We start from the raw sequence: 23052 nt of genomic DNA on the forward strand, positions 1-23052 counted from the left end.
AACGATGAAAAAGATAGCAATTTTGGGATCGACAGGGTCCATTGGAACACAGACACTTTCTGTGATTGAAGAACATGCAGATGATTTTGAAGTGACCGCACTTGCCTGTGGAAACAATATCCGTCTGCTGGAAGAACAAATGCGGAAATTTCGCCCAAAGCTTGTTGCTGTGTGGAGCAAAGAGGCAGCAGCTTCCCTTCGGGTCCGCACGGCGGATCTGGGCATTCCTGTGGAAACCGGAATGGATGGATTACTTGCGGTTGCAACTTATGAAGAGTCGGAAATTTTGGTAACGGCGATTGTCGGGATGCTCGGAATCCGGCCGACCATTGCAGCCATAAAGGCAAAGAAAACGATTGCCCTGGCAAACAAAGAAACGTTAGTTACGGCAGGACATCTCATTATTCCGCTTGCAGCGGAGTATGGAGTGTCTATTCTTCCGGTAGACAGTGAACATAGTGCCATTTTCCAGTCTTTGCAGGGAAACGAAGAAAATCCGATCAGTAAAATCCTTCTTACCGCATCCGGAGGACCGTTCCGGGGCAGAAAGAAGCAGGATCTGCTCCATATACAGGTGGAAGATGCATTAAAGCATCCGAATTGGTCCATGGGACACAAGGTGACCATTGATTCTTCGACACTTGTGAACAAAGGGCTTGAGGTTATGGAAGCAAAATGGCTGTTTGGTGTGGAACTCGAACAGATTGAAGTTGTCGTGCATCCGCAGAGTGTCATTCATTCTGCTGTAGAATATGAGGATGGTGCAGTGATTGCGCAGCTTGGAACGCCGGATATGCGTCTGCCGATTCAGTATGCACTGTATTACCCAAAGCGGAAACATTTATCCGGGAAGCGTCTGGATCTTTTTGCTCTTCGTGACCTTACGTTTGAGCGCCCGGATACGGATACCTTCCGTGGGCTTTCCCTGGCATATGATGCTGCCAGACGGGGAGGAAATATCCCAACGGTTTTTAATGCCGCAAATGAAAAGGCAGTGGCAATGTTTCTGGACAGAAAAATCGCTTATCCGGAAATTACGGAAATGATTGAAGCTGCAATGGAAGAAGTCAGCTATATCGCACATCCGGATTTAGAGCAGATCTTAGAGACAGAGCAGGCAACATATGAATATATAGGGGGCAGGTGGTAAAAAAAATGAAAATTGTATCATTTCTTATCGCATTTGTAATATTTAGTATTGTAATTTTATTTCATGAACTGGGGCATTTTTTGCTTGCAAAGGCAAACGGAATCCGGGTAAATGAATTTTGTTTCGGCCTTGGACCGACTATCTGTGGGATACAAAAAGGCGAAACCAAATACTGCATTAAGGCATTTCCGTTTGGAGGAGCCTGCATGATGGAAGGGGAAGACGAAGATTCGACGGACAATCGTGCATTTGGTAAAAAGCCGGTATGGGGACGTATGAGCGTCGTATTTGCAGGACCTTTTTTTAATTTTATTCTTGCATTTATTTTCGCGTTTATCCTGATGAGCTGTGTGGGATATGATAAGCCGGTTCTTTCCGGGGTAATGGAAGGATATGCCGCAGAAGAGGCAGGTCTTCAGGAAGGGGATGAGATTATCCGGATGAATCATTTTTCGGTTCATTTCAGCAGAGAAATCACTGCATACGGAACATTTCATTCCGGGGAAACCATTAAAGTCACTTATGCAAGGGATGGGCAGAAACATACGACAACACTGGTTCCGAAACTGGATAAAGAGACCGGAAGATATCTGTACGGATTTCAGACCATGGGAAATGTCCGGGTAAAGGGAAACGTGCTCACAAACCTAAAAAACAGTTTTTATGAGGTGCGATACTGGATTTATACCACTATCCAGAGTCTGAAAATGCTTGTGACACGTCAGGTATCTCCAAACGAACTGAGCGGACCGGTCGGTATCGTAAAATCAATCGGAGACACCTATCAGCAGTCTGTAAAAAATGACGGGTATTACTATGCACTTTTGAATATGCTCAACTGGACGATTCTTTTATCTGCGAATCTGGGCGTTATGAATCTGCTGCCGCTTCCGGCACTAGACGGAGGCCGGCTGTTATTTCTGATTATTGAGGCGATCCGCAGAAAGCGGATTGATCCAAACAAAGAAGGCATGGTAAATCTGGTTGGTATTGTATTGTTGTTTGGACTGATGTTTATTGTTATGTTCAATGACATTCGAAAACTATTTATCTAAGAGGCTAGAGGCGTTATGATGGAGAGACATATCACAAAGGAAGTACAGATTGGAAACAGATGGATTGGCGGAAATCATCCGATTGCGATTCAGTCTATGACAAATACAAAGACAGAGGATGTTGCGGCAACGGTGGCACAGATTAAGCAGCTGACAAAAGTCGGTTGTGAAATTATCCGCTGCGCGGTTCCCACCCAGGAGGCAGCTGCGGCGCTGACGGAAATCAAAAAACAGATTACCATCCCGCTGGTTGCGGATATCCATTTTGATTACCGGCTTGCGATTGCAGCCATGGAGCACGGTGCGGATAAAATTCGTATCAATCCCGGAAACATTGGAAGTCGTGAGCGTGTAAAAGCGGTTGTGGATGTGGCAAAAGAGCGCCGGATTCCTATCCGTGTGGGCGTCAACAGCGGATCTTTAGAGAAGGGTCTCGTGGAAAAATACCATGGTGTGACCGCAGAGGGAATTGTGGAGAGCGCAATGGATAAAGTGAAACTGATCGAAGATATGGGCTATGATAATCTTGTGATCAGTATCAAATCCTCGGATGTCATGATGTGTGTCAAAGCACATGAGCTGATCGCAAAACAGACGGATCATCCGCTGCATGTGGGAATCACAGAGGCGGGAACACTGATCAGCGGGAATATCAAATCCGCAATCGGTCTGGGACTGATTTTAAACCAGGGAATCGGGGATACCATCCGTGTTTCTCTGACCGGGGACCCGTTGGAAGAGATTAAATCCGCAAAACTGATTCTTCGTACCCTCGGACTTCGCAAAGGGGGCGTGGAAGTGGTTTCCTGTCCGACCTGCGGAAGAACCCGCATTGATCTGATCGGGCTTGCCAATCAGGTAGAAACGATGGTTTCGGAATTTCCGCTTGATATCAAAGTGGCGGTAATGGGATGTGTGGTAAACGGACCGGGAGAGGCAAAGGAAGCCGATATCGGGATTGCCGGAGGTGTCGGCGAGGGTCTGATTATCAAACATGGAGAAATTTACAAAAAGGTACCGGAAGCAGAACTTCTGCCGGCACTGCGTTATGAATTGGAACATTGGAGTGAAGACTGATGTCAAAAGCATTTCGTGAAGCCTTTCCGACACTGAAACTGGAGGAAGAACTCGAAGGGCTGTTAGATACAACTGAAGTGACAAAAATAAGTGCGAATCATGAACATACTCATATTCGCATTTATTTGCGTGCAAAAAGACTTATTTTCAAAAAAAACATATGGAAACTTGAAAAAGCGATTACCGAACAGATTTTTCAGAACCGGGCCATACAGGTAAAGATCATAGAGTCTTATGAGCTTTCCGAACAGTATACCCCGAAGTCTCTGATAGAGGTGTATAAGGACAGTATTTTAGATGAACTGAATGCCTACAGTGTGCTCGAATACAATCTGTTGCGGACGGCGGACATGGAATTTCCGGAAGAGGACCGTCTGATTCTGACGATGGATGAGACTATTATTGCCAAAACCCGTACGGATGAGATTATCGAATTTTTAGAGAAAGTGATCTGTGAGCGCTGTGGAATGAATCTGAAAATATTTCCACAATACCGGAAACCGCAGGAGAGCAAATACCGGAAAAATTCCGAAGAACAGATCCGGCAGGAAGTGGCAGGAATTGTTGCGCGGACGAAGCTGGTTATGGAAGGAAAATCCCAGGAAACGGAAGAAAAAGAGAAAACTGTCGAAACAGAAGAAAAAACAAAGACAATTGCAAAAACGGCAGGAAATCGTGCAGACACTTCAAAAAATGGTACAAATTATGCAAAACCAAAGCAGAAGTTTGAAAAGCGGGGAGAGTTCCGCCGGAAATTCGAGTCGGATAACGGCAAAAAATCCATGAATCCGGATGTAATATACGGAAGAGACTTCGAAGAAGAGAGCATGGAGATTGAGAAGATTGACGGACCGATCGGAGAGGTTGTGATCCGCGGAAAGATTCTGTCGGTAGATACCCGTGAGATCCGCAATGAAAAGACCATCATTATTTTTTCCGTGACGGATTTTACCGATACGATTGTTCTTAAAATTTTTGCGAGAAATGATGATGTACCGGAGCTGTTAAAAGAAATCAGCGGGGGAAAGTTTGTGCGTGTCAAAGGTGTTGCAACCATTGATAAGTTCGACAGTGAACTTACCATCGGTTCTATCGTCGGAATCAAGAAATGCGCCGATTTTACAACGGTCCGTATGGATACCAGCGTAGAAAAACGCGTAGAGCTGCACTGCCATACCAAAATGAGTGATATGGATGGCGTTTCAGATGTCAAGGATATTGTCAAGCGTGCAATGAAATGGGGGCATAAGGCGATTGCCATTACCGATCACGGGGATGTGCAGGCGTTCCCGGATGCCAATCATACCGTACCGTCCGATTCGGATTTTAAAGTCATTTACGGCGTGGAGGCATATCTGGTCGATGATTTAAAGGGGATGGTGACGGACAGCCAGAACCAGGATCTGGATGCAGATTATGTGGTATTTGATTTGGAGACAACCGGATTTAGTCCGGAGACCAACCGCATTATAGAGATCGGGGCGGTGAAGGTGCAGAACGGAAAGATCGTGGACAAATTCTCAACGTTTGTCAATCCACAAGTGCCGATTCCGTTTCGGATTGAGCAGCTGACGTCGATCAATGATTCCATGGTGATTGATGCACCTGTCATTGCAGACATTCTTCCGGAATTTATGAAATTCTGCGAGGGATGTGTTATGGTTGCCCATAATGCCGATTTCGATATGAGTTTTATCAAGAAAAACTGCCAGAGGCTGGATATTCCATGCAAGCCGACGATTGTGGATACGGTTGCCCTGGCGCGTGTCCTGCTTCCGAATCTGAACCGTTTTAAGCTGGATACGGTTGCAAAAGCGCTGGGAGTATCCCTGGAAAATCACCATCGTGCAGTGGATGATGCCGGATGTACGGCAGAGATTTTTGTGAAGTTTATTGAGATGCTCCGGGAGCGCGGTATGTCTACCTTAGACGAAGTGAATGCAATGGGAACCTCATCGGTGCAGAATGTACAAAAGATGCCGACTTATCATGCGATCATTCTTGCCACCTGCGATCAGGGGCGGACAAACCTCTATAAGCTGATTTCGCTGGCGCATATCAAATATTATCACCGGCGTCCGAGGATTCCGAAGAGTGAATTTATCAGGTACCGGGATGGACTTCTGATCGGGTCTGCCTGCGAAGCGGGAGAGTTGTACCGGGCAATTTTAAATGGCCGTCCGGAGGAAGAAATTTCTAGACTGGTAAACTTTTATGATTATCTGGAAATCCAGCCGCTCGGAAACAATGCATTCCTTGTAAGAGATGAAGATTCTCCGGTTGCGTCCAATGACGATCTGATTGAGATCAATAAAAAGATTGTCCGGCTCGGGGAACAGTTCCATAAGCCGGTGGTGGCAACCTGTGATGTGCATTTTTTAGATCCGGAGGATGAAATTTACCGGAGAATTATCATGGCAGGGCAGGGATTTAAAGATGCGGATGAGCAGGCTCCCCTTTTTCTGCGGACGACGGAAGAGATGCTGAAAGAATTTGCCTATCTTGGAAGTGAAAAAGCAGAAGAGGTTGTTATTACAAATACAAACCGGATTGCGGATATGTGCGAAAAAATTTCTCCCGTTCGTCCGGATAAGTGTCCGCCGGTCATTGAAAATTCGGACCAGATGCTGCGTGACATCTGTTACAACAAAGCACATAAAATGTATGGAGATCCACTGCCGGAAATTGTGCAGGAACGTTTAGACCGGGAATTAAATTCCATTATCAGCAATGGGTATGCTGTGATGTATATCATTGCGCAGAAGCTGGTTTGGAAATCCAACGAAGACGGCTACCTGGTCGGATCGCGTGGATCGGTCGGAAGTTCTTTCGTTGCGACAATGTCCGGTATTACGGAGGTGAACCCGCTGCATGCGCATTATCTGTGCAAACATTGCCAGTACAGCGATTTTGATTCGGATCTGGTAAAATCTTTTTCCGGCCGAAGCGGATGTGATATGCCGGATAAGCTCTGTCCGCGCTGCGGAAAACCGCTTTCCAAAGAAGGGTTTGATATTCCGTTTGAGACGTTCCTGGGATTTAAGGGAAATAAAGAGCCGGATATCGACTTGAACTTTTCCGGAGAGTACCAGAGTAAGGCACATAAATACACCGAAGTTATCTTCGGGGAGGGACAGACCTTTAAGGCAGGAACGATCGGTACGCTGGCGGATAAGACGGCATTCGGTTATGTCAAAAATTATTATGAAGAGCGCGGCGTACATAAGAGAAACTGTGAAATTGACCGGATCGTGCTTGGATGTGTCGGGGTGCGTCGTACTACGGGACAGCATCCGGGTGGTATCGTTGTTCTTCCGATGGGGGAACAGATTTATACATTTACCCCGGTTCAGCATCCAGCAAATGATATGACGGTCGATATTACGACCACACATTTTGATTATCACTCGATTGACCATAATCTTTTAAAACTTGACATTCTCGGGCACGATGATCCTACCATGATCCGTATGCTGCAGGATCTGACGGGCGTAGATCCGACGCAGATTCCACTGGATGATAAGGCTGTCATGTCGCTGTTTCAGGATACTTCCGCACTTGGCATCACGCCGGACGATCTGGTGAACTGCCAGCTGGGGGCATTGGGTATCCCGGAGTTTGGTACAGACTTTGCCATGGGCATGTTAATAGACACACAGCCAAAAGAATTTTCGGATCTGGTGCGTATTGCAGGGCTGTCCCATGGTACGGACGTATGGCTTGGCAATGCACAGACACTGATTCAGGAAAAGAAGGCAACGATTTCTACCGCCATCTGTACAAGGGATGATATCATGATCTATCTGATCAGTATGGGACTGGATTCCGAGGAATCGTTTAAGATTATGGAGAATGTCCGGAAGGGAATTGTGGCAAAAGGAAAATGTGACAAATGGCCGGAATGGAAGCAGGATATGATCGATCACAATGTACCGGACTGGTATATCTGGTCCTGTGAGAAGATTAAGTACATGTTCCCGAAAGCCCATGCAGCCGCGTATGTTATGATGGCATGGCGCATTGCCTACTGTAAAGTGTTTTATCCGCTGGCTTACTATGCAGCATATTTTTCTATCCGTGCGACCGCGTTCAGTTATGAGCTGATGTGTCAGGGAAAAGAAAAACTGGAAGGATATATGCATGAGTACGAAAAGCGCAAGGACGAGCTCTCCAAAAAAGAGCAGGATACCTACAAAGATATGCGTCTGGTACAGGAAATGTATGCCAGAGGATTTGAATTTCTTCCGCTGGATATCTATAAGTCAGAACCGCATCATTTTCAGATTGTGGATGGAAAACTGCTGCCGGCGCTCAATACGATTGACGGACTTGGCGATAATGCGGCAGTTGCGATTGCAGAAGCGGCAAAAGACGGAATTTTTCTTTCCAAGGATGATTTTAGGGAACGGACAAAAGTATCAAAGACAACCATAGAACTGATGAGTGATCTGGGATTGTTTGGCGATATGCCGGAATCCAATCAGCTTTCCCTGTTTGATTTTGGCGCGTAATGTTATGGAAGTTTTGAAAAACAAAAGAGGAGGAACCGCATGTTTGGGTTCCTCCTCTTTTACAGTCTTATACATTTATTTTTTGATAACGCCGGGATGGAAAGCGGTGAGTGTTCCCGGATGATCGGTCGGTGTACAGAACATTTCTTTTGTCTTAAAATCGGTAAAATAGATGTAACTGGAAGTGACGTTGATATTGGAGTAATTGCCCTGTGCCAGTTCCTGATATCCACTGCCGTCATTTTTGATCATACAAAGGGCCGGATGGTCTTCGGAATAGCGCTGATAAAAAATACTGCTTCCGTATACATTGTAGAGATCCAGACTGTCCTTGGTAAGTGTAACCGGATGACCGGATTTCATATTGGTATGTACCAGGGCGTTGTTCTGATCCACATCCATATAATAAACATTGTCATCACTGGTTACGATCGGTTTGAAAGAATTACATTCATAGACTTTGCTTAAACTGTCACTGGCGGTATCCAGCTGATAGATGGCACCGTCACTTTCGGTTCCGCTGGTATAAATATACTGACCCAGCGTGCTGCATGTAAAAATGTAAGGCGAATATACTTTTTTGCGTCCTTCGCCATCGATTCCGATCTTGTAAAGCGTTGTAGCATCCTTGTCATCATAGTGCAGATAATAAATGTAGTTTCCGACAAGCGAGGCATACAGGCAGGGATCTTTGTCTAAAATTTTAGTGTTTTCTCCATTCTGGTCAATTCTGCACAGACTGTTTCTTGCGTAGGAGAAGAAATCAAATCCGGTTCCATTATTTTCATTATTGCGTACATAGTATACATAATGGTCATCGGCGTTGATATACATGACACGGTCATAACTGAGTTTTTTCAGATGATTGCCGTTTGTATCCATGGAATACAGCCGGTAATCGTCATCCGGATTGGCAAAATAAACGGTTCCGTTTTTCTCACAAAACAAGCCGGCATTGTAAAGGTTTCCGGCAGTATTTCCGTTGACATAGCTTGTGTTGTATTTGATCTTACTTTTCTGATGGCTGTAAAAGCCAAGTCCTGCAAATACTACGACCAGAACAGCAATTATAATTATGGGCAAACGTTTTTTCATAATATCGAGTCCTCCTTGGTAAGTTGTATCTTGCCTTTTATACCTTTGTGTTATAAAATTTTATCATAAATCATGAAGGAGCGCTATATGAAAGATTTACTAGATATCCGAAAAGATATTGATAAAATTGACGAACAGATCGTAAAACTCTATGAGGAACGGATGAAACTGACCTCGGATGTGGCTGAATACAAAATAAATACCGGCAAGCAGGTTTTTGACAAAGAGAGGGAGGAATCCAAGCTGGCAACGCTGCAGAAAAAAGCGGAAAGTGATTTTACCAGACACGGAATCCGTGAACTTTTTGAGCAGATCATGGCAATGAGCCGTAAGAAACAGTATAAACTGCTGACGGAGCATGGAATTATGCCTCCGCAGGAGTTTGAGCCGATTCACACGCTGGATTATTCCAATGCAAGGATTGTTTTTCAGGGACTCGAAGGTGCCTACAGCCAGCTTGCCATGGAACAGTTTTTTGGAGAAAACTGCAATAATTTCCATGTGGAGAGCTGGAAAGATGCCATGGAGGCCATTAAGAACGGGGAAGCGGATTATGCGGTACTCCCGATCGAGAATTCTTCGGCAGGAATTGTCTCGGAAAATTATGATCTTCTGGTGGAATATGATAATTATATTGTCGGGGAGCAGATCATCCGTATTGATCATGCACTTTTAGGACTGGAAGATGCGGATGAGAGAGATATCCGTACCGTGTATTCGCACAAACAGTCACTGATGCAGTGCAGTGAATTTCTGGACAGTCATGCGGACTGGGAAAAATTCAGTGTCAGCAATAATGCCGTTGCAGCCAAGAAGGTCAAAGAGGATGGGGAGATTTCCCATGCGGCGATTGCCAGTGCAAAAAATGCCCAGATTTATGGGTTGAAAGTATTACGCAATTCCATTCAGAATAATAAAAATAATTCGACCCGGTTTATTGTTGTGACAGGGAAAAAAGTATATACCGATCAGGCAGACCGGATCAGCATCTGTTTTGAGATCAATCACGAAAGCGGTGCTTTATATCATGCACTGTCGCATTTTATTTATAATGGACTGAATATGACAAATATCCAGTCACGTCCGTTACAAAATAAAAACTGGGAATATCGTTTCTTTGTTGATTTTGAGGGAAGATTTGAGGATCATGCAGTGCAGAATGCGCTGCGCGGACTTCGGGAGGAAACAATTGCATTCCGGATTCTTGGTACGTATTAGTCAGAATTGGTGAAAGAAGGTGGGCGTATGGCAATTCACACATTTGCAGCAATTTATATTGGCACATACGATGTGAGCCTGAAGGTATTTGAGTTTACAAACAGAAAAAAGTTTCATGAGGTGGATCACATCCGGTCCCGGCAGGAACTGGGGAAAGGTGCTTACGGCACCGGGACAATCGGATATGAGCAGGTGGAAGAACTCTGTGAAACACTGGCGCAGTTTAAAGAGATTATGGAAAGCTACAAGGTAGACATTTATGAAGTCTGTGCCGCAGCCGCACTCCGGGATACCACGAATGAGATATTTGTTCTCGACCAGATTTATCTTAGAACCGGATTCCGGGTAAAGGTGCTCAGCAATTCGGAACACCGTTTTATCAGTTATAAAGCGGTGGCGGGAAGTCCGGTGTTTGAGGAGATGATAAAGACGAGTGCAGCAGTCGTGGATGTCGGCGGAGCGAGCGTACAGATTACGTTATTCCGCAACGGAAAGATGATCACGACACAGCACATGGAAGCGGGCATCATGCGCTTGCGGAATCTGCTTGGAGACCGCGGATATTCCCTGAAAATGTATGAAAACCAGATTGAGGAATATGTCAATAAAAAACTCGAGGGATTCCGTGCCATGTATATGAATACGCCGGTGGATTATCTGATCCTGATCAGTGACTATGCCGACGGCCTGGTCAAAAAGATTGAGGAAAAAGGCGGAAAAAGCCGGCAGGTAAAGCTGGATAAATTCTCTAAATTTATCGATAAACTGCTCAAAAAAACACTGGAGGAAATTACAGCGGAACTGAATCTTTCGGATGAGAGGGAACCGTTAATTATTCCGGCACTTGTGCTGTATAAAATGATGGCACAGAATGTGAATCCGAAAGAGGTATGGGTTCCGGGCGCAAATATTCAGGATGGTATGGCATTTGATTATGCACAGCACAATAAACTGCTGGCATCGACACATGATTTTGATGCGGATGTCATTTCGGCGGCCACATTTTTATCGGAGCATTACCACAGTTTTTCTCCACACATTCAGACACTTTCCAAGCTATCCATTAAGATTTTTGATGCGATGAAACAGGAACACGGACTTGGAAAGCGAGCGCGTCTGCTGCTTCAGGTGGCTACAATCCTGCATGACTGTGGAAAGTATGTCAGCTTTGCGGAAGCGTCGGAGAGTACGTATCATATTATCATGTCCTCAGAGATTATCGGTCTGACCCATCAGGAGCGGGAGATTGTTGCACAGATCGTGCGTTACAATACCCTTCCTCTGGACCCGTATGAGGAAGTCGCCGATGTGCTGAGTCAGGAAGAGTATCTTTGCGTGGCAAAACTTTCGGCAATTCTTCGTGTGGCAAATGCGCTGGATCAGAGTCATAAACAGAAGTTTAAAAATATCCGGATCGCGGTAAGGGAGAGAAAACTCGTGATTACGGTCGAGGCATTTGAGGATATTGCACTGGAACAGGCATTGTTTGACGCAAAGACCTCTTATTTTGAAAATGTATACAGCATGAAACCTGTTTTAAAAGAGAAGCGTATTTATAACTATTAGATCGGAGGGCTTTTATGGACACAAAAATAGATTTTAAAGATCCGGCATATTATGAAAACCGTGAGCTCAGCTGGATTAAGTTTGACCAGCGTGTATTAAGTGAAGCAAGAGATAAATCCATTCCGCTTTTGGAGCGGTTGAAATTTGTCAGTATTACTTCTTCCAATCTGGATGAATTTTTTATGGTAAGGGTGGCATCCTTAAAGGATATGGTACATGCAAAATATAAAAAGCGTGATATCGCCGGAATGACCGCAACGGAGCAGCTTTCCGCCATCAATAAACAGGCGCGGGAACTGGTCAATATCCAGTACAGTACATTCAGTCGTTCCCTGATGCCGCTTCTGCGCAAAGAAGGAATATATCTTCTGGATGCACATGAGGATCTGAATGAGGAACAGGCGCGTTTTGTGGATCGCTATTTTATGGAAAATGTATATCCGGTACTCACCCCGATGGCGGTGGATGCATCGCGTCCGTTCCCGCTGATCCGCAATAAAACACTGAATATTGCAGCACTTTTGACCGGAAAGAAAACGGAGGATGAGACCGTGTTTGCGACCGTGCAGGTGCCAAGTGTTCTGCCGCGTCTGGTACAGATTCCAAGCGAAGGGGAGACAAAATCGTTTATTCTCCTTGAGCAGATCATAGAACGCAACATCGGCATATTGTTTTCCAATTACAACGTATTGTGTGCATATCCGTACCGGATCATGCGAAACGCAGATCTGACAATTGATGAGGATGAGGCATCAGATTTGCTGAAAGAGATTGAAAACAAATTAAAGATGCGTCAGTGGGGAGAAGTTATCCGTCTGGAAATTGAAGAGAAGGTAGACAAAAAACTTCTGAAATTTTTAAAGACGGAGCTGAAAGTATCGGATGAGGATATTTTTCAGATTGCAGGACCGATTGATCTGACTTTTTTAATGAAAATGTATGGGATTGACGGATATGACCATCTCCGCTATAAACCGTATACGCCGCAGCAGGTGCCGGAAATTACACCGGGAAGTGACATTTTTGCCGCAATCCGCAAAGGGGATATTTTTCTGCATCATCCATACGAAACCTTTGATCCGGTTGTGGATTTCATCCGGCAGGCATCCAAAGATCCGGATGTCCTGGCGATTAAACAGACACTGTATCGAGTCAGTGGAAATTCCCCGATTATCAGCAGTCTGGCACAGGCAGCGGAAAACGGCAAGCAGGTGTCGGTTCTGGTTGAGCTGAAAGCCCGTTTCGATGAGGAGCACAACATTGTATGGGCGAAAAAACTGGAACAGGCAGGCTGTCATGTGATCTATGGTCTCGTTGGCCTTAAAACACACAGCAAGATCGCACTGGTGGTCCGCCGGGAGGAGGACGGAATCCGCCGCTATGTTCATCTGGGAACCGGAAATTATAACGATTCGACGGCAAAGTTATATACGGACTGCGGAATCTTTACCTGCAAAGAGTCGATCGGGGAGGATGCCACAGCGGTGTTTAATATGTTATCCGGATATTCCGAGCCGCTGGCATGGAATGAGCTGGTGCTGGCACCATACTGGCTGCGGGATAAGTTTTTGCGGCTGATTGGAAGGGAAACAAAAAACGCGCAGCAGGGAAGGGAAGCCCGTATCGTGGCAAAAATGAATTCCCTCTGTGATCCGGGCATTATTGCGGCACTGTATGAGGCATCTGCAAGCGGTGTAAAGATTGATCTGATCGTGCGCGGAATCTGCTGTCTGCGCGTTGGAATTCCAGAAGTGAGTGAGAATATTTCCGTGCGTTCCATTGTGGGAAATTTTCTGGAGCACAGCCGTATTTTCTATTTTTATAATGACGGCAATCCGGAAGTATTTATGGGAAGTGCGGACTGGATGCCGCGAAATCTTGACCGGCGTGTAGAGATTGTTTTCCCGGTGATTGAGGAGGAACTCAAAGAAAAAGCACTGCATATTCTGCATGTGGAACTGGAAGATAATGTGAAAGCGCGTGTGATGCAGCCGGATGGTACGTATGAAAAACTTGACAAGCGGGGCAAGGTCCTGATAAACTCACAGGAGCAGTTTTGTGCGGAGGCAAAAGCAGCAGTGCCGGATCAGAATCCGGGAAACAACCAGCGGCTGTTTATTCCGGCAGAACCGGCGGAATAAATTTACAGAAAACAGTTGACAATACCGTAATCAGGTGGTATAGTCAAATGGTTGTTAAGAAACAAGTAGAGTATCCACTCTCACCTAAGCGCAATCGGGCGACTTAGTGTTCATACTTTTAGCATGTTATATGAATGTTAGATGTAATAGTGGATAGTCTGCCTATCCACTATTTTTTATTGGAGGTACAAAACCATTAGCGAATTAATGATTAACGAACAGATCAGAGACAGAGAGGTTCGTCTGATCGGACCGGATGGCGAGCAGATTGGTGTTGTCTCATCCAGAGAGGCACAGAAAATTGCAGATGAAGCCGGTCTTGACCTTGTCAAGATTGCTCCGAATGCAAAGCCGCCTGTATGCAAGGTAATTGATTACGGTAAGTATCGTTATGATCTTGCACGTAAGGAAAAGGATGCAAAGAAGAAGCAGAAGACAGTGGAATTAAAAGAAATCCGCCTGTCACCAAACATTGACACCAATGATTTGAACACCAAGATGAACGCTGCAAAGAAGTTCCTCGCAAAAGGCAATAAAGTCAAGATCACACTTCGTTTCCGTGGTCGCGAGATGGCACATATGAACAGCAGTAAGCACATCTTAGATGATCTTGCTGAGCAGCTTTCCGATATTGCAGTAGTGGAAAAAGCACCGAAGATCGAGGGAAGAAGCATCGGTATGGTGTTGGCAGAGAAAAGATAACATTTATTAAGGAGGAATACACAATGCCAAAAATTAAGACAAACAGAGCAGCAGCAAAGCGTTTCAAAGCAACCGGAACCGGAAAGTTAAAGAGAAACAAGGCTTACAGAAGACATATCTTAACAAAGAAAACAACAAAGAATAAGAGAAATCTCAGAAAAGCAGCAATGATGGATCAGACAAACATCAAGAACATGAAGAAGATTTTACCATACATCTAAGATTTGTTAAGGAGGATATAGGAAATGGCAAGAGTTAAAGGCGGATTAGGCGCTAAGAAAAGACATAACAGAACTTTAAAGTTAGCAAAGGGATACAGAGGAGCTCGTTCCAAGCAGTATCGTGTAGCTAAGCAGTCCGTAATGAGAGCCTTAACAAGTTCTTATTCTGGACGTAAAGAGAGAAAGAGACAGTTCCGTCAGTTATGGATTGCTCGTATCAACGCAGCAGCTCGTATGAACGGACTTTCTTACAGCCAGTTCATGCACGGATTAAAGGTAGCTGGAGCTGATTTAAACCGTAAGGTATTAGCTGACATGGCTGTTACAGATGCAGCAGGTTTTGCAAAGCTTGCAGAAGTTGCAAAGAAAGCATTAGCTTAGTCATCGGAAAAATGTTGGGTAGAAAACTCCGGACAAGTTGTTTGTCCGGAGTTTTTTGAAAAATATACGGGGAAAGGTATTGGAAACAATGGAAAAAAGAGAACAGCTCGGAAGCAGACTTGGGTTTATTATGCTCTCGGCAGGATGTGCAATCGGATGCGGAAATGTATGGAAGTTTCCCTGGATGTGCGGACAAAACGGCGGTGGCAGTTTCATGCTTGTCTATGTGATCTGTCTGCTCATTTTAGGGCTTCCGGCAATGGTGATGGAACTTTCCGTAGGACGTGCGGCACAGACAAGTCCCTTGTATATGTATGAGAAACTTTCCGGAAAACGCAAATGGAAAATTCCGGGGATTGTGTGTCTGATTGGAAATATTGCACTGATCGCGTTTTATTCCGTTGTTGCAGGCTGGATTATTTATTATTTTGTGAAGTTTCTTACCGGTCAGAATGCGGATTTGGGATTTGAAAAAATGATCACAACACCATCCGTAAATGTTGGTTACCTGTTGATCACGGTTGTGATTACATTTGTGATTTTGAGTTTCCGGCTGCAGGGAGGCCTTGAACGCATTACCAAATATATGATGTCGGCGCTTCTGGTGCTGATGCTGGTGTTGGCGATCCACAGTTTTACGCTTTCCGGCGCAAAGGATGGGCTGGCTTTTTATCTGATTCCGGACCTTTCCAAAATATCAGGTACAATGATTGTAAAAGCAATGAATCAGGCGTTTTTCACGTTGTCGGTCGGTATGGGTGGCATGGCGATCTTTGGAAGCTACATCGGGAAAGAGCGTTCCCTTTTGGGAGAATCCGTAAATATCATTGTTTTAGATACGTTTGTAGCAGTTGTTGCAGGCATGATTATGTTTCCTGCCTGCGATACCTATAATCTTGAAGTGACTGCGGGACCAAGCCTTTTGTTTGATACGATGGCGAGTGTGTTTAACCATATGCAGGGCGGACGCTGGTGGGGTGCGCTGTTTTTCCTGTTCATGGTGTTTGCCGCCATGTCAACGGTATTTGGAGTATGTGAGAATCTGCTTGCCATGATCCGGGAACTGACGGGCTGGTCACGTCCGGTGGGATGTATTGTCTGCGGGATTGGGACGTTTCTTGTGGCATTGCCAACGGCGCTGGGGTACAGTCTGATTCGTTTTCAGCCGTTTGCAAAAGGCACGGCATGGCTGGATTTGTGGGATTTTATTGTGTCTAACAATGCGATGCCGCTCGGCTCACTGATACTGGCGCTGTTTTGCTGTACACGCCGGGGATGGGGGTGGAACAATTTCCTGCAGGAGGCCAATGCGGGAAAAGGCTTAAAAATCAAGGCATGGATGAAACCGCTGTTCTGTTATTTTGTGCCTGTAGGGATTTTATTTATTTATATTTATGGAATGTTCACGTTTCCGTGGCATTAGAAGAAAAGAGGGGCAAAAATTATTCTGTCCCTCTTATTTTTATGCGATAAGCTTTGGGAGAGGCCCCTTTTTTCTTATGAAAGGTTTTTGAAAAATACAGCCCATTATCAAATCCGACGGAATTTGCAATGGCGGTGATCGAAAGATTTGAGTGTTCCAACAGATAGCATGCCTGTTTCATGCGAAAATCCGTGAGGTATTCTTTTGGGGACTGCTGCAGCACCAGTTCAAAGGAACGGAACAGATGGCTGCGGCTTAAACCGACGTAGGCGGCAATATCTTCCACTGTGATCGGGTAGGAGTAATTGGCGCTGATATATTCGATACTTTTCTGGACGTAGGTTGCGGCTGTCAGCTGCGTTTCTTTTTGGGTGGAAGATTTTAGAAAGAGCGCCAGCGTGGTATAGAGCCGGCCGGTCATTTCAACGGCATGTTCAAATCCGTTTCCTCTGGCATCATAGATATGCAGAAGCTGACGTTTGACTTCTTCGCCGTTGGGAACTGCATGAATACATGGATGTTTGCGGGAAAAATCGGTTGCCTGCAGAATTGTGGCAGCGTCACTTCCGGTAAATCCGACCCATGCATATTCCCATGGCGTTTTTGCATCGGCACGGTAGATGATCTCCGTATTCGGATACACAAGAAAGGCATCTTCGGCAGAAAGAAAATGGGTTTCGTTGTTGACTTCGTATGTGCCTTTTCCCGAGATCACATAGTGAATCAGGTAGTGGTCGCGGATTCCGGGTCCCCACTGATAGCCGGCATCGCATAGCTGGTATCCGACATTATAGACAGACAGGGAAACAAGTTCTTTTGCAGTTGCTTTGTAGGAATTTTTATATTGATCATTCATTGGAAATGCTCCTTACACGATTCTAGTATTGAGTTTATACGTTTTTTTATGCACATGCAACATTTTTACATGTTTTTTCTACATTTGGTTCTGTACATTAAGAGCCGGGAGCGATAGAATAGGGGTATCAGAAGAAAACAAAAGCACAGAAAGGGAGAGTGGAATTATGGCAATTTTAGTTACTGGTGGAGCAGGCTATATCGGAAGTCATACCTGTGTGGAACTGCAGAATGCGGGATATGATGTCGTTGTTCTGGATAATCTGTCAAACGCTTCAGAAAAGTCACTGGATCGTGTGGAGGCACTGACCGGAAAGAAAGTTACATTTTATAAAGGAGATATCCTTGATCGTGACATCTTAAATAAAATTTTTGCAGAGCAGAAGATTGACAGCTGTATTCATTTTGCAGGACTGAAGGCTGTCGGAGAGTCTGTGGCAAAGCCTTGGGAGTATTACAACAACAACATTGCAGGAACTTTAACACTGGTTGATGTTATGCGTCAGAACGGATGCAAGAACATCATTTTCTCTTCATCTGCAACCGTATACGGCGATCCGGCAGAAATTCCGATTACCGAGAACTGCCCGAAGGGACAGTGTACCAATCCTTACGGATGGACAAAGTCCATGCTGGAGCAGATTTTATCAGATATCTACAAGGCAGATAATGAGTGGAATGTGATCCTGCTTCGCTACTTCAATCCAATCGGAGCACATCCAAGCGGAACCATGGGGGAGAATCCAAACGGCATCCCGAACAACCTGATGCCTTACATTACACAGGTTGCAGTTGGCAAGTTAAAAGAACTTGGTGTATTCGGAAACGATTATGATACTCCGGATGGAACCGGTGTGCGCGATTATATCCACGTTGTTGATCTGGCAAACGGACATGTAAAGGCATTAAAGAAGATCGAAGAGAACGCCGGACTTTGCATTTACAACCTTGGTACCGGACACGGCTACAGCGTGCTTGATATCGTAAAGAATTTTGAGGAAGCAAACGGCATTAAGATTCCATACAGCATCAAGCCTCGCCGTCCTGGCGATATTGCAACCTGTTACTGTGACCCGGGTAAGGCAGAACGTGAACTTGGCTGGAAAGCGCAGTATGGAATTAAGGAAATGTGTGCGGATTCCTGGAGATGGCAGAAGAACAATCCAAACGGTTATGAGGATTAATTAAAAAAGAGGGAAAAGTCTTATTTTCGAATTTGTTTGAATATTTTTGAAAAATATGAAAAATATGCTTGACGAAGCGTGGGGTGTATGCTATTATAATACACGGTTCGTTGGTCAAGCGGTTAAGACGCCGCCCTCTCACGGCGGAAACACGGGTTCGATTCCCGTACGGACTGCTGAGATATAAATCCAGTGTTTATACAGATTCTTGCGAAACTGTTGTAGACACTGGATTTTTGTTTTTTATACGATCATACAATATGTGTACGTTAGTCGGGGTTGGAGTTGCATCATTGACTAATGTACAGTATAAAGTTAAAAACATGAAAAAAGTATTTGACAAAGGGTATTGCGTATGATAATATAATACACGGTTCGTTGGTCAAGCGGTTAAGACGCCGCCCTCTCACGGCGGAAACACGGGTTCGATTCCCGTACGGACTGCTCTATTATAAATATAATAGCCCAACCCGAGAAAATGTTGTCATACGACAACATTTTTTTTTTACAAATTATAAATATTCAGCCAGATGGAAGTAAAGCTAAGCCTTATCAGGTGAAACAGATTAGAAATTTAATATTAAAATATGGATTGGAGGTGTAGATAAATGCATAAATATGAGAGGATAATATACTGGTCAGAACAGGATCAAAAATTTATTGTTGAAGTACCAGAGTTGGCTGGTTGTATGGCGGACGGAGAAACGGCGGCAGAGGCTTTGGAAAATGTGGAAACAGTTATTTCCGAATGGATAGAGACGGCAAAGGCTATTGGGCGGGAAATTCTAGTGCCAAAAGGAAAATTGATGTACGCATAATGAAAAATCCAGTGTTTTCATGGAATCGTCCGTGAAAACACTGGATTTTTTACGAAATGAACTTCTTTACAATTCAATGGTCAGTTCTACCGGACAGTGATCCGAACCGAACACATCGGTATGGATAGCTGCTCCGGTGAGACTGGAATCTAACCGCTTTGAAGTGATGAAATAATCGATCCGCCATCCGGCGTTTTTCTCGCGGGCTTTAAAGCGGTAGGACCACCAGGAATAAATGCCCTCGGCATCCGGATAAAAGTAACGGAAGGTATCCGTAAAACCGGCGCTTAAAAGTTCGGTCATTTTTTCTCGTTCTTCATCGGAAAAACCGGCATTTTTGCGGTTGGTCTTTGGATTTTTCAGATCGATCTCCGTGTGTGCAACATTTAAATCGCCGCAGAGAATGACCGGCTTTTTGCTGTCGAGCTGAAGAAGATAAGCGCGGAAAGCATCTTCCCATTCCATGCGGTAGGGAAGCCGCGCCAGTTCGTTCTGGGAGTTTGGAGTGTAACAGGTGACAAGGTAGAAGCTGTCATATTCGAGGGTGATCACCCGGCCTTCGGTATCGCAGATTGCGGTGCCGATGCCGCGTGTGACCTGAAGAGGTTCGTGTTTTGCAAAGATTGCCGTGCCGGAGTAGCCTTTTTTCTCGGCGTAATTCCAGTACTGGTGGTAGCCCGGCAGATCAAGTGCGATCTGTCCTTCCTGCAGCTTGGATTCCTGGATGCAGAAAAAATCGGCATCTGCGGCATGAAAATAATCGAGAAATCCTTTTTGTACACAGGCGCGCAGCCCGTTAACGTTCCATGAGATAAGTTTCATTTCTGATGTCCTCCTGAGTTGCTTTTATACAAATTATATACATATGGGAAAGAAAGTACAAGTCTTGTTACTGCTTGCAGGGGAACCGGGGAACAATAACCAGGCTTCTGAAAAAAGTACTTGACGCATGGCCTGTGCTATGATAGTATAATACACGGTTCGTTGGTCAAGCGGTTAAGACGCCGCCCTCTCACGGCGGAAACACGGGTTCGATTCCCGTACGGACTGCTGAAGTTCTTACCTGATTGGGTAAGAACTTTTTGTTTTATGAAAGAAATACACAAAATCCCTTGAAATCAGGGAAAAAGAGTGATATGATAACAAAAGTAACATAGAAACTAAGGTTGAGAGAGGGCAGATGTCCTCTCTCAAATTTTTGTGAAAATGTGTTTTATGTCAAAGAAAAGAGGTGGTAATATGTCAAAGGCAAGTACTTATGAGGCAAAGACAGAACAACTGATTCTTCCGATTCTGGAGCGTATGCAGTTTGAACTGGTAGATGTAGAATATGTCAAGGAAGGCAGCACGTATTATCTGCGGGCGTATATTGACAAAGAAGGGGGCATTACAATCAACGATTGTGAGGCGGTGGCACGTGAGATGAATGAACTGCTCGACCGTGAAGATTTTATTCCGGATTCCTATACATTTGAGGTAAGTTCTCCGGGACTTGGCAGACCTTTAAAGAAAGAAAAAGATTATGTCCGAAATATGGGCAAAGAAATTGAGATCCGTACCTACCGTGCAATCGACCGCTGCAAGGAATTCACAGGAATTTTAAAAGCGTATGATGATACATCTGTGACGATTGCAGATGAGAACGACAAAGAGACCACCTTTTTAAAGACAGATATTGCACTGATCCGACAGGCAATTGATTTTTAGGACAATGACTTATAGAGCAGTTTATAGAAAAGCCCGTTTTGCGGAGGTAAACTGCGCAGGAGATATCGCTTATGCGATACCTCATATGTGGAAAACACGATAAATATATATGGAGGATAAAAATCATGAATAATGAGTTATTGGATGCGTTAACGATACTGGAGAAGGAGAAAAACATCAGTAAAGAAACGCTGCTGGAGGCAATTGAAAATTCCCTTTTAACTGCCTGCAAAAATCACTTTGGAAAGGCTGACAACGTAAAAGTTGTGATTGATCCGGATACCTGCGAATATCATTGTTATCAGGAAAAAACAGTGGTAGAGACCGTGGAAGATCCGATTGAGCAGATCTCTTTGCAGAATGCCCAGATGATCAATGGAAAATATACATTGGGCGATATCGTTCAGGTAGAAGTAAAATCCAAGGAATTTGGCCGTATTGCAACACAGAATGCTAAGAACGTGATCTTACAGAAGATTCGTGAAGAAGAACGAAAAGTGATTTACGATGAGTATTTCAGCATGGAAAAAGAAGTCGTAACAGGTGTTGTTCAGCGTTATGTCGGACGCAATGTCAGCATTAATCTGGGAAAAGCAGATGCACTTCTGACCGAAAGCGAGCAGATCAAGGGCGAAACATTCCAGCCGACCGAACGTATCAAAGTGTATATTCTGGAAGTAAAGGCTACTTCCAAGGGACCGAAGATTCTTGTATCAAGAACCCATCCGGAATTGGTCAAGAGACTGTTTGAGTCCGAAGTTTCCGAAGTACGTGATGGCATTGTTGAGATCAAGGCAATTTCACGTGAGGCAGGAAGCCGTACCAAGATTGCTGTATGGTCCAATGATCCGGATGTTGATCCGGTTGGTGCCTGTGTCGGATTAAACGGTGCACGTGTTAACGCGATCGTCAATGAGCTGCGCGGAGAGAAAATCGATATTATTACCTGGGATGAGAATCCTGCCATCCTGATCCAGAATGCATTAAGTCCTGCAAAGGTGATTTCCGTTATTGCAGATGCGGATGAAAAAGCAGCAAAGGTTGTTGTTCCGGACTACCAGTTATCTCTTGCAATCGGCAAAGAAGGACAGAATGCCCGTCTGGCTGCCCGTCTGACCGGATTCAAGATCGATATCAAGAGTGAGACACAGGCAAGAGAGTCCGGGGATTTCCTTGATTATGAGAACGATTATGAAGACGATGAATATGACGATAATTATGAGTATGATGAGGAAGGCTATTACAAAGATCCGGATGCAGCAGAGGAGACTTCTTCCGATGAAGAGCCGGCAGAAGAAGCACCTGTAGAAGAAATACCGGTAGAAGAAACTTCCTCTGAGGAGTAATTATGGCAAATAAAAAAATTCCATTGCGCAAGTGTGTCGCCTGTAATGAAATGAAAGAAAAGAAGGAAATGATCCGGGTAATCAAAACACCGGAAAATGAGATTATGCTGGATGCCACCGGTCGCAAAAACGGCCGTGGAGCATACATCTGTGCAGATCCTGGGTGTCTTCGCCTGGCAAGAAAAAACAAGGGACTTGAGCGCTCCTTAAAGACTGCAATTCCGCAGGATGTGTATGAAAGTCTGGAAAAGGAGATGAGTACACTTGCATAATGATCCCGTATTATCCATGCTTGGAATAGCAGCAAAGTCTGGAAATGTTGTAAGCGGTGAGTTTTCTACAGAAAAAGCAGTAAAAACAGGTCATGCATATCTCGTGATTGTCTCTGCGGAGGCATCCGGGAACACAAAAAAGAGTTTTTGTAATATGACGGATTTTTACCATGTGCCATGCTACTGTTACGGAAGTAAGGAAGCACTTGGACGCTGCATCGGAAAAGAATTCCGTGCATCACTTGCCGTGACAGATGAAAATCTGGCGAAGGCCGTAGAAAAGAAGCTCAAAGAGCACACCGTATAAAAATATAAAACTGAATAACGGAG

At 44.7% G+C, this 23052-nt stretch carries 20 protein-coding genes and 3 tRNA genes; 20 read left to right on the top strand and 3 right to left on the bottom strand.

Annotation, left to right across the window (positions count from 1 at the left end; genetic code table 11):
* Positions 1-4 precede the first annotated feature (4 nt).
* The 4 genes from DXD06_RS00460 to DXD06_RS00475 are packed head-to-tail and all read left to right on the top strand — an operon-like array spanning position 5 to position 7793.
* Positions 5-1150, top strand: a complete 1146-nt coding sequence (locus tag DXD06_RS00460; RefSeq protein ID WP_055263712.1) for a 1-deoxy-D-xylulose-5-phosphate reductoisomerase — start codon at positions 5-7, stop codon at positions 1148-1150.
* 5 nt (positions 1151-1155) lie between these two features.
* Positions 1156-2205: an RIP metalloprotease RseP gene (gene rseP, locus DXD06_RS00465; RefSeq protein WP_055067959.1), complete on the top strand. Its 1050-nt coding sequence runs from the start codon at positions 1156-1158 to the stop codon at positions 2203-2205.
* A gap of 18 nt (positions 2206-2223) precedes the next feature.
* Positions 2224-3282, top strand: a complete 1059-nt coding sequence (ispG, locus tag DXD06_RS00470; protein ID WP_055067958.1) for a flavodoxin-dependent (E)-4-hydroxy-3-methylbut-2-enyl-diphosphate synthase — start codon at positions 2224-2226, stop codon at positions 3280-3282.
* On the top strand, positions 3282-7793 hold the full coding sequence (locus DXD06_RS00475; protein ID WP_117830263.1) for a PolC-type DNA polymerase III: 4512 nt from the start codon (positions 3282-3284) through the stop codon (positions 7791-7793). The genes ispG and DXD06_RS00475 overlap by 1 nt, the downstream gene beginning before the upstream one ends.
* 75 nt (positions 7794-7868) lie before the next feature.
* Here the strand turns inward: DXD06_RS00475 and DXD06_RS00480 are convergent, their stop codons facing one another.
* On the bottom strand, positions 7869-8888 hold the full coding sequence (locus tag DXD06_RS00480; RefSeq protein WP_117830265.1) for a DUF5050 domain-containing protein: 1020 nt from the start codon (positions 8886-8888) through the stop codon (positions 7869-7871).
* Positions 8889-8975: 87 nt separating this feature from the next.
* Between DXD06_RS00480 and pheA the strand changes: the two genes are divergently transcribed.
* The 7 genes from pheA to DXD06_RS00515 all read left to right on the top strand — a co-directional run bounded on the left by pheA (position 8976) and on the right by DXD06_RS00515 (position 16540).
* Positions 8976-10106 carry a prephenate dehydratase gene (gene pheA, locus DXD06_RS00485; protein ID WP_117830267.1) on the top strand — a complete coding sequence of 377 codons (1131 nt, stop codon included), beginning with the start codon at positions 8976-8978 and terminating at the stop codon, positions 10104-10106.
* A gap of 27 nt (positions 10107-10133) precedes the next feature.
* Positions 10134-11672: a Ppx/GppA phosphatase family protein gene (locus tag DXD06_RS00490; RefSeq protein WP_117830269.1), complete on the top strand. Its 1539-nt coding sequence runs from the start codon at positions 10134-10136 to the stop codon at positions 11670-11672.
* A 14-nt stretch (positions 11673-11686) separates the two neighbouring features.
* Positions 11687-13813 (top strand): RNA degradosome polyphosphate kinase, encoded by a 2127-nt coding sequence (locus DXD06_RS00495; RefSeq protein WP_117830270.1) that lies wholly within the window; start codon positions 11687-11689, stop codon positions 13811-13813.
* Between the two features lie 207 nt (positions 13814-14020).
* The gene (gene infC, locus DXD06_RS00500; RefSeq protein WP_022046649.1) at positions 14021-14515 is read left to right on the top strand and encodes a translation initiation factor IF-3; all 495 of its coding nucleotides are present in this window, start codon (positions 14021-14023) and stop codon (positions 14513-14515) included.
* A gap of 23 nt (positions 14516-14538) precedes the next feature.
* Positions 14539-14736: a 50S ribosomal protein L35 gene (gene rpmI, locus DXD06_RS00505; protein WP_022046648.1), complete on the top strand. Its 198-nt coding sequence runs from the start codon at positions 14539-14541 to the stop codon at positions 14734-14736.
* Positions 14737-14760: 24 nt separating this feature from the next.
* A complete protein-coding gene (gene rplT, locus DXD06_RS00510; protein WP_055067893.1) occupies positions 14761-15117 on the top strand; it encodes a 50S ribosomal protein L20 in 357 nt (118 codons plus the stop codon).
* 88 nt (positions 15118-15205) lie between these two features.
* On the top strand, positions 15206-16540 hold the full coding sequence (locus DXD06_RS00515) for a sodium-dependent transporter (RefSeq protein ID WP_117830464.1): 1335 nt from the start codon (positions 15206-15208) through the stop codon (positions 16538-16540).
* Between the two features lie 19 nt (positions 16541-16559).
* Here the strand turns inward: DXD06_RS00515 and DXD06_RS00520 are convergent, their stop codons facing one another.
* Complete coding sequence (locus DXD06_RS00520) at positions 16560-17396, bottom strand: AraC family transcriptional regulator (RefSeq protein WP_022046645.1); 837 nt, start codon at positions 17394-17396, stop codon at positions 16560-16562.
* A 166-nt stretch (positions 17397-17562) separates the two neighbouring features.
* Here DXD06_RS00520 and galE point away from each other — a divergent pair, with 166 nt between their 5' ends.
* From galE to DXD06_RS00545, 4 genes are all read left to right on the top strand, one after another.
* Positions 17563-18579, top strand: a complete 1017-nt coding sequence (gene galE / locus DXD06_RS00525; protein WP_022046644.1) for a UDP-glucose 4-epimerase GalE — start codon at positions 17563-17565, stop codon at positions 18577-18579.
* A 104-nt stretch (positions 18580-18683) separates the two neighbouring features.
* Positions 18684-18755: transfer RNA gene (locus DXD06_RS00530), tRNA-Glu, on the top strand.
* 196 nt (positions 18756-18951) lie between these two features.
* Positions 18952-19023, top strand: a tRNA-Glu gene (locus tag DXD06_RS00535).
* A gap of 164 nt (positions 19024-19187) precedes the next feature.
* Positions 19188-19397, top strand: coding sequence for a type II toxin-antitoxin system HicB family antitoxin (locus DXD06_RS00545; RefSeq protein ID WP_117830272.1), 210 nt, complete (start codon positions 19188-19190; stop codon positions 19395-19397).
* 66 nt (positions 19398-19463) lie between these two features.
* Here the strand turns inward: DXD06_RS00545 and DXD06_RS00550 are convergent, their stop codons facing one another.
* Complete coding sequence (locus DXD06_RS00550) at positions 19464-20219, bottom strand: exodeoxyribonuclease III (RefSeq protein ID WP_117830275.1); 756 nt, start codon at positions 20217-20219, stop codon at positions 19464-19466.
* 156 nt (positions 20220-20375) lie between these two features.
* Here DXD06_RS00550 and DXD06_RS00555 point away from each other — a divergent pair.
* From DXD06_RS00555 to DXD06_RS00575, 5 genes are all read left to right on the top strand, one after another.
* Positions 20376-20447 (top strand) — tRNA-Glu (locus DXD06_RS00555).
* 189 nt (positions 20448-20636) lie between these two features.
* Positions 20637-21104, top strand: a complete 468-nt coding sequence (rimP, locus tag DXD06_RS00560; protein WP_022046640.1) for a ribosome maturation factor RimP — start codon at positions 20637-20639, stop codon at positions 21102-21104.
* Positions 21105-21229: 125 nt separating this feature from the next.
* Complete coding sequence (gene nusA / locus DXD06_RS00565; protein ID WP_117830277.1) at positions 21230-22450, top strand: transcription termination factor NusA; 1221 nt, start codon at positions 21230-21232, stop codon at positions 22448-22450.
* 2 nt (positions 22451-22452) lie between these two features.
* Positions 22453-22722 (top strand): RNase P modulator RnpM, encoded by a 270-nt coding sequence (gene rnpM, locus DXD06_RS00570; protein ID WP_117830279.1) that lies wholly within the window; start codon positions 22453-22455, stop codon positions 22720-22722.
* A gap of 16 nt (positions 22723-22738) precedes the next feature.
* The gene (locus DXD06_RS00575) at positions 22739-23029 is read left to right on the top strand and encodes a L7Ae/L30e/S12e/Gadd45 family ribosomal protein (protein ID WP_117830465.1); all 291 of its coding nucleotides are present in this window, start codon (positions 22739-22741) and stop codon (positions 23027-23029) included.
* The last annotated feature ends 23 nt before the right edge of the window (positions 23030-23052 follow it).

Source organism: Roseburia sp. TF10-5 (genome assembly GCF_003462365.1).
In the GTDB taxonomy this organism is placed as follows: Bacteria; Bacillota; Clostridia; order Lachnospirales; family Lachnospiraceae; genus Roseburia; species Roseburia faecis.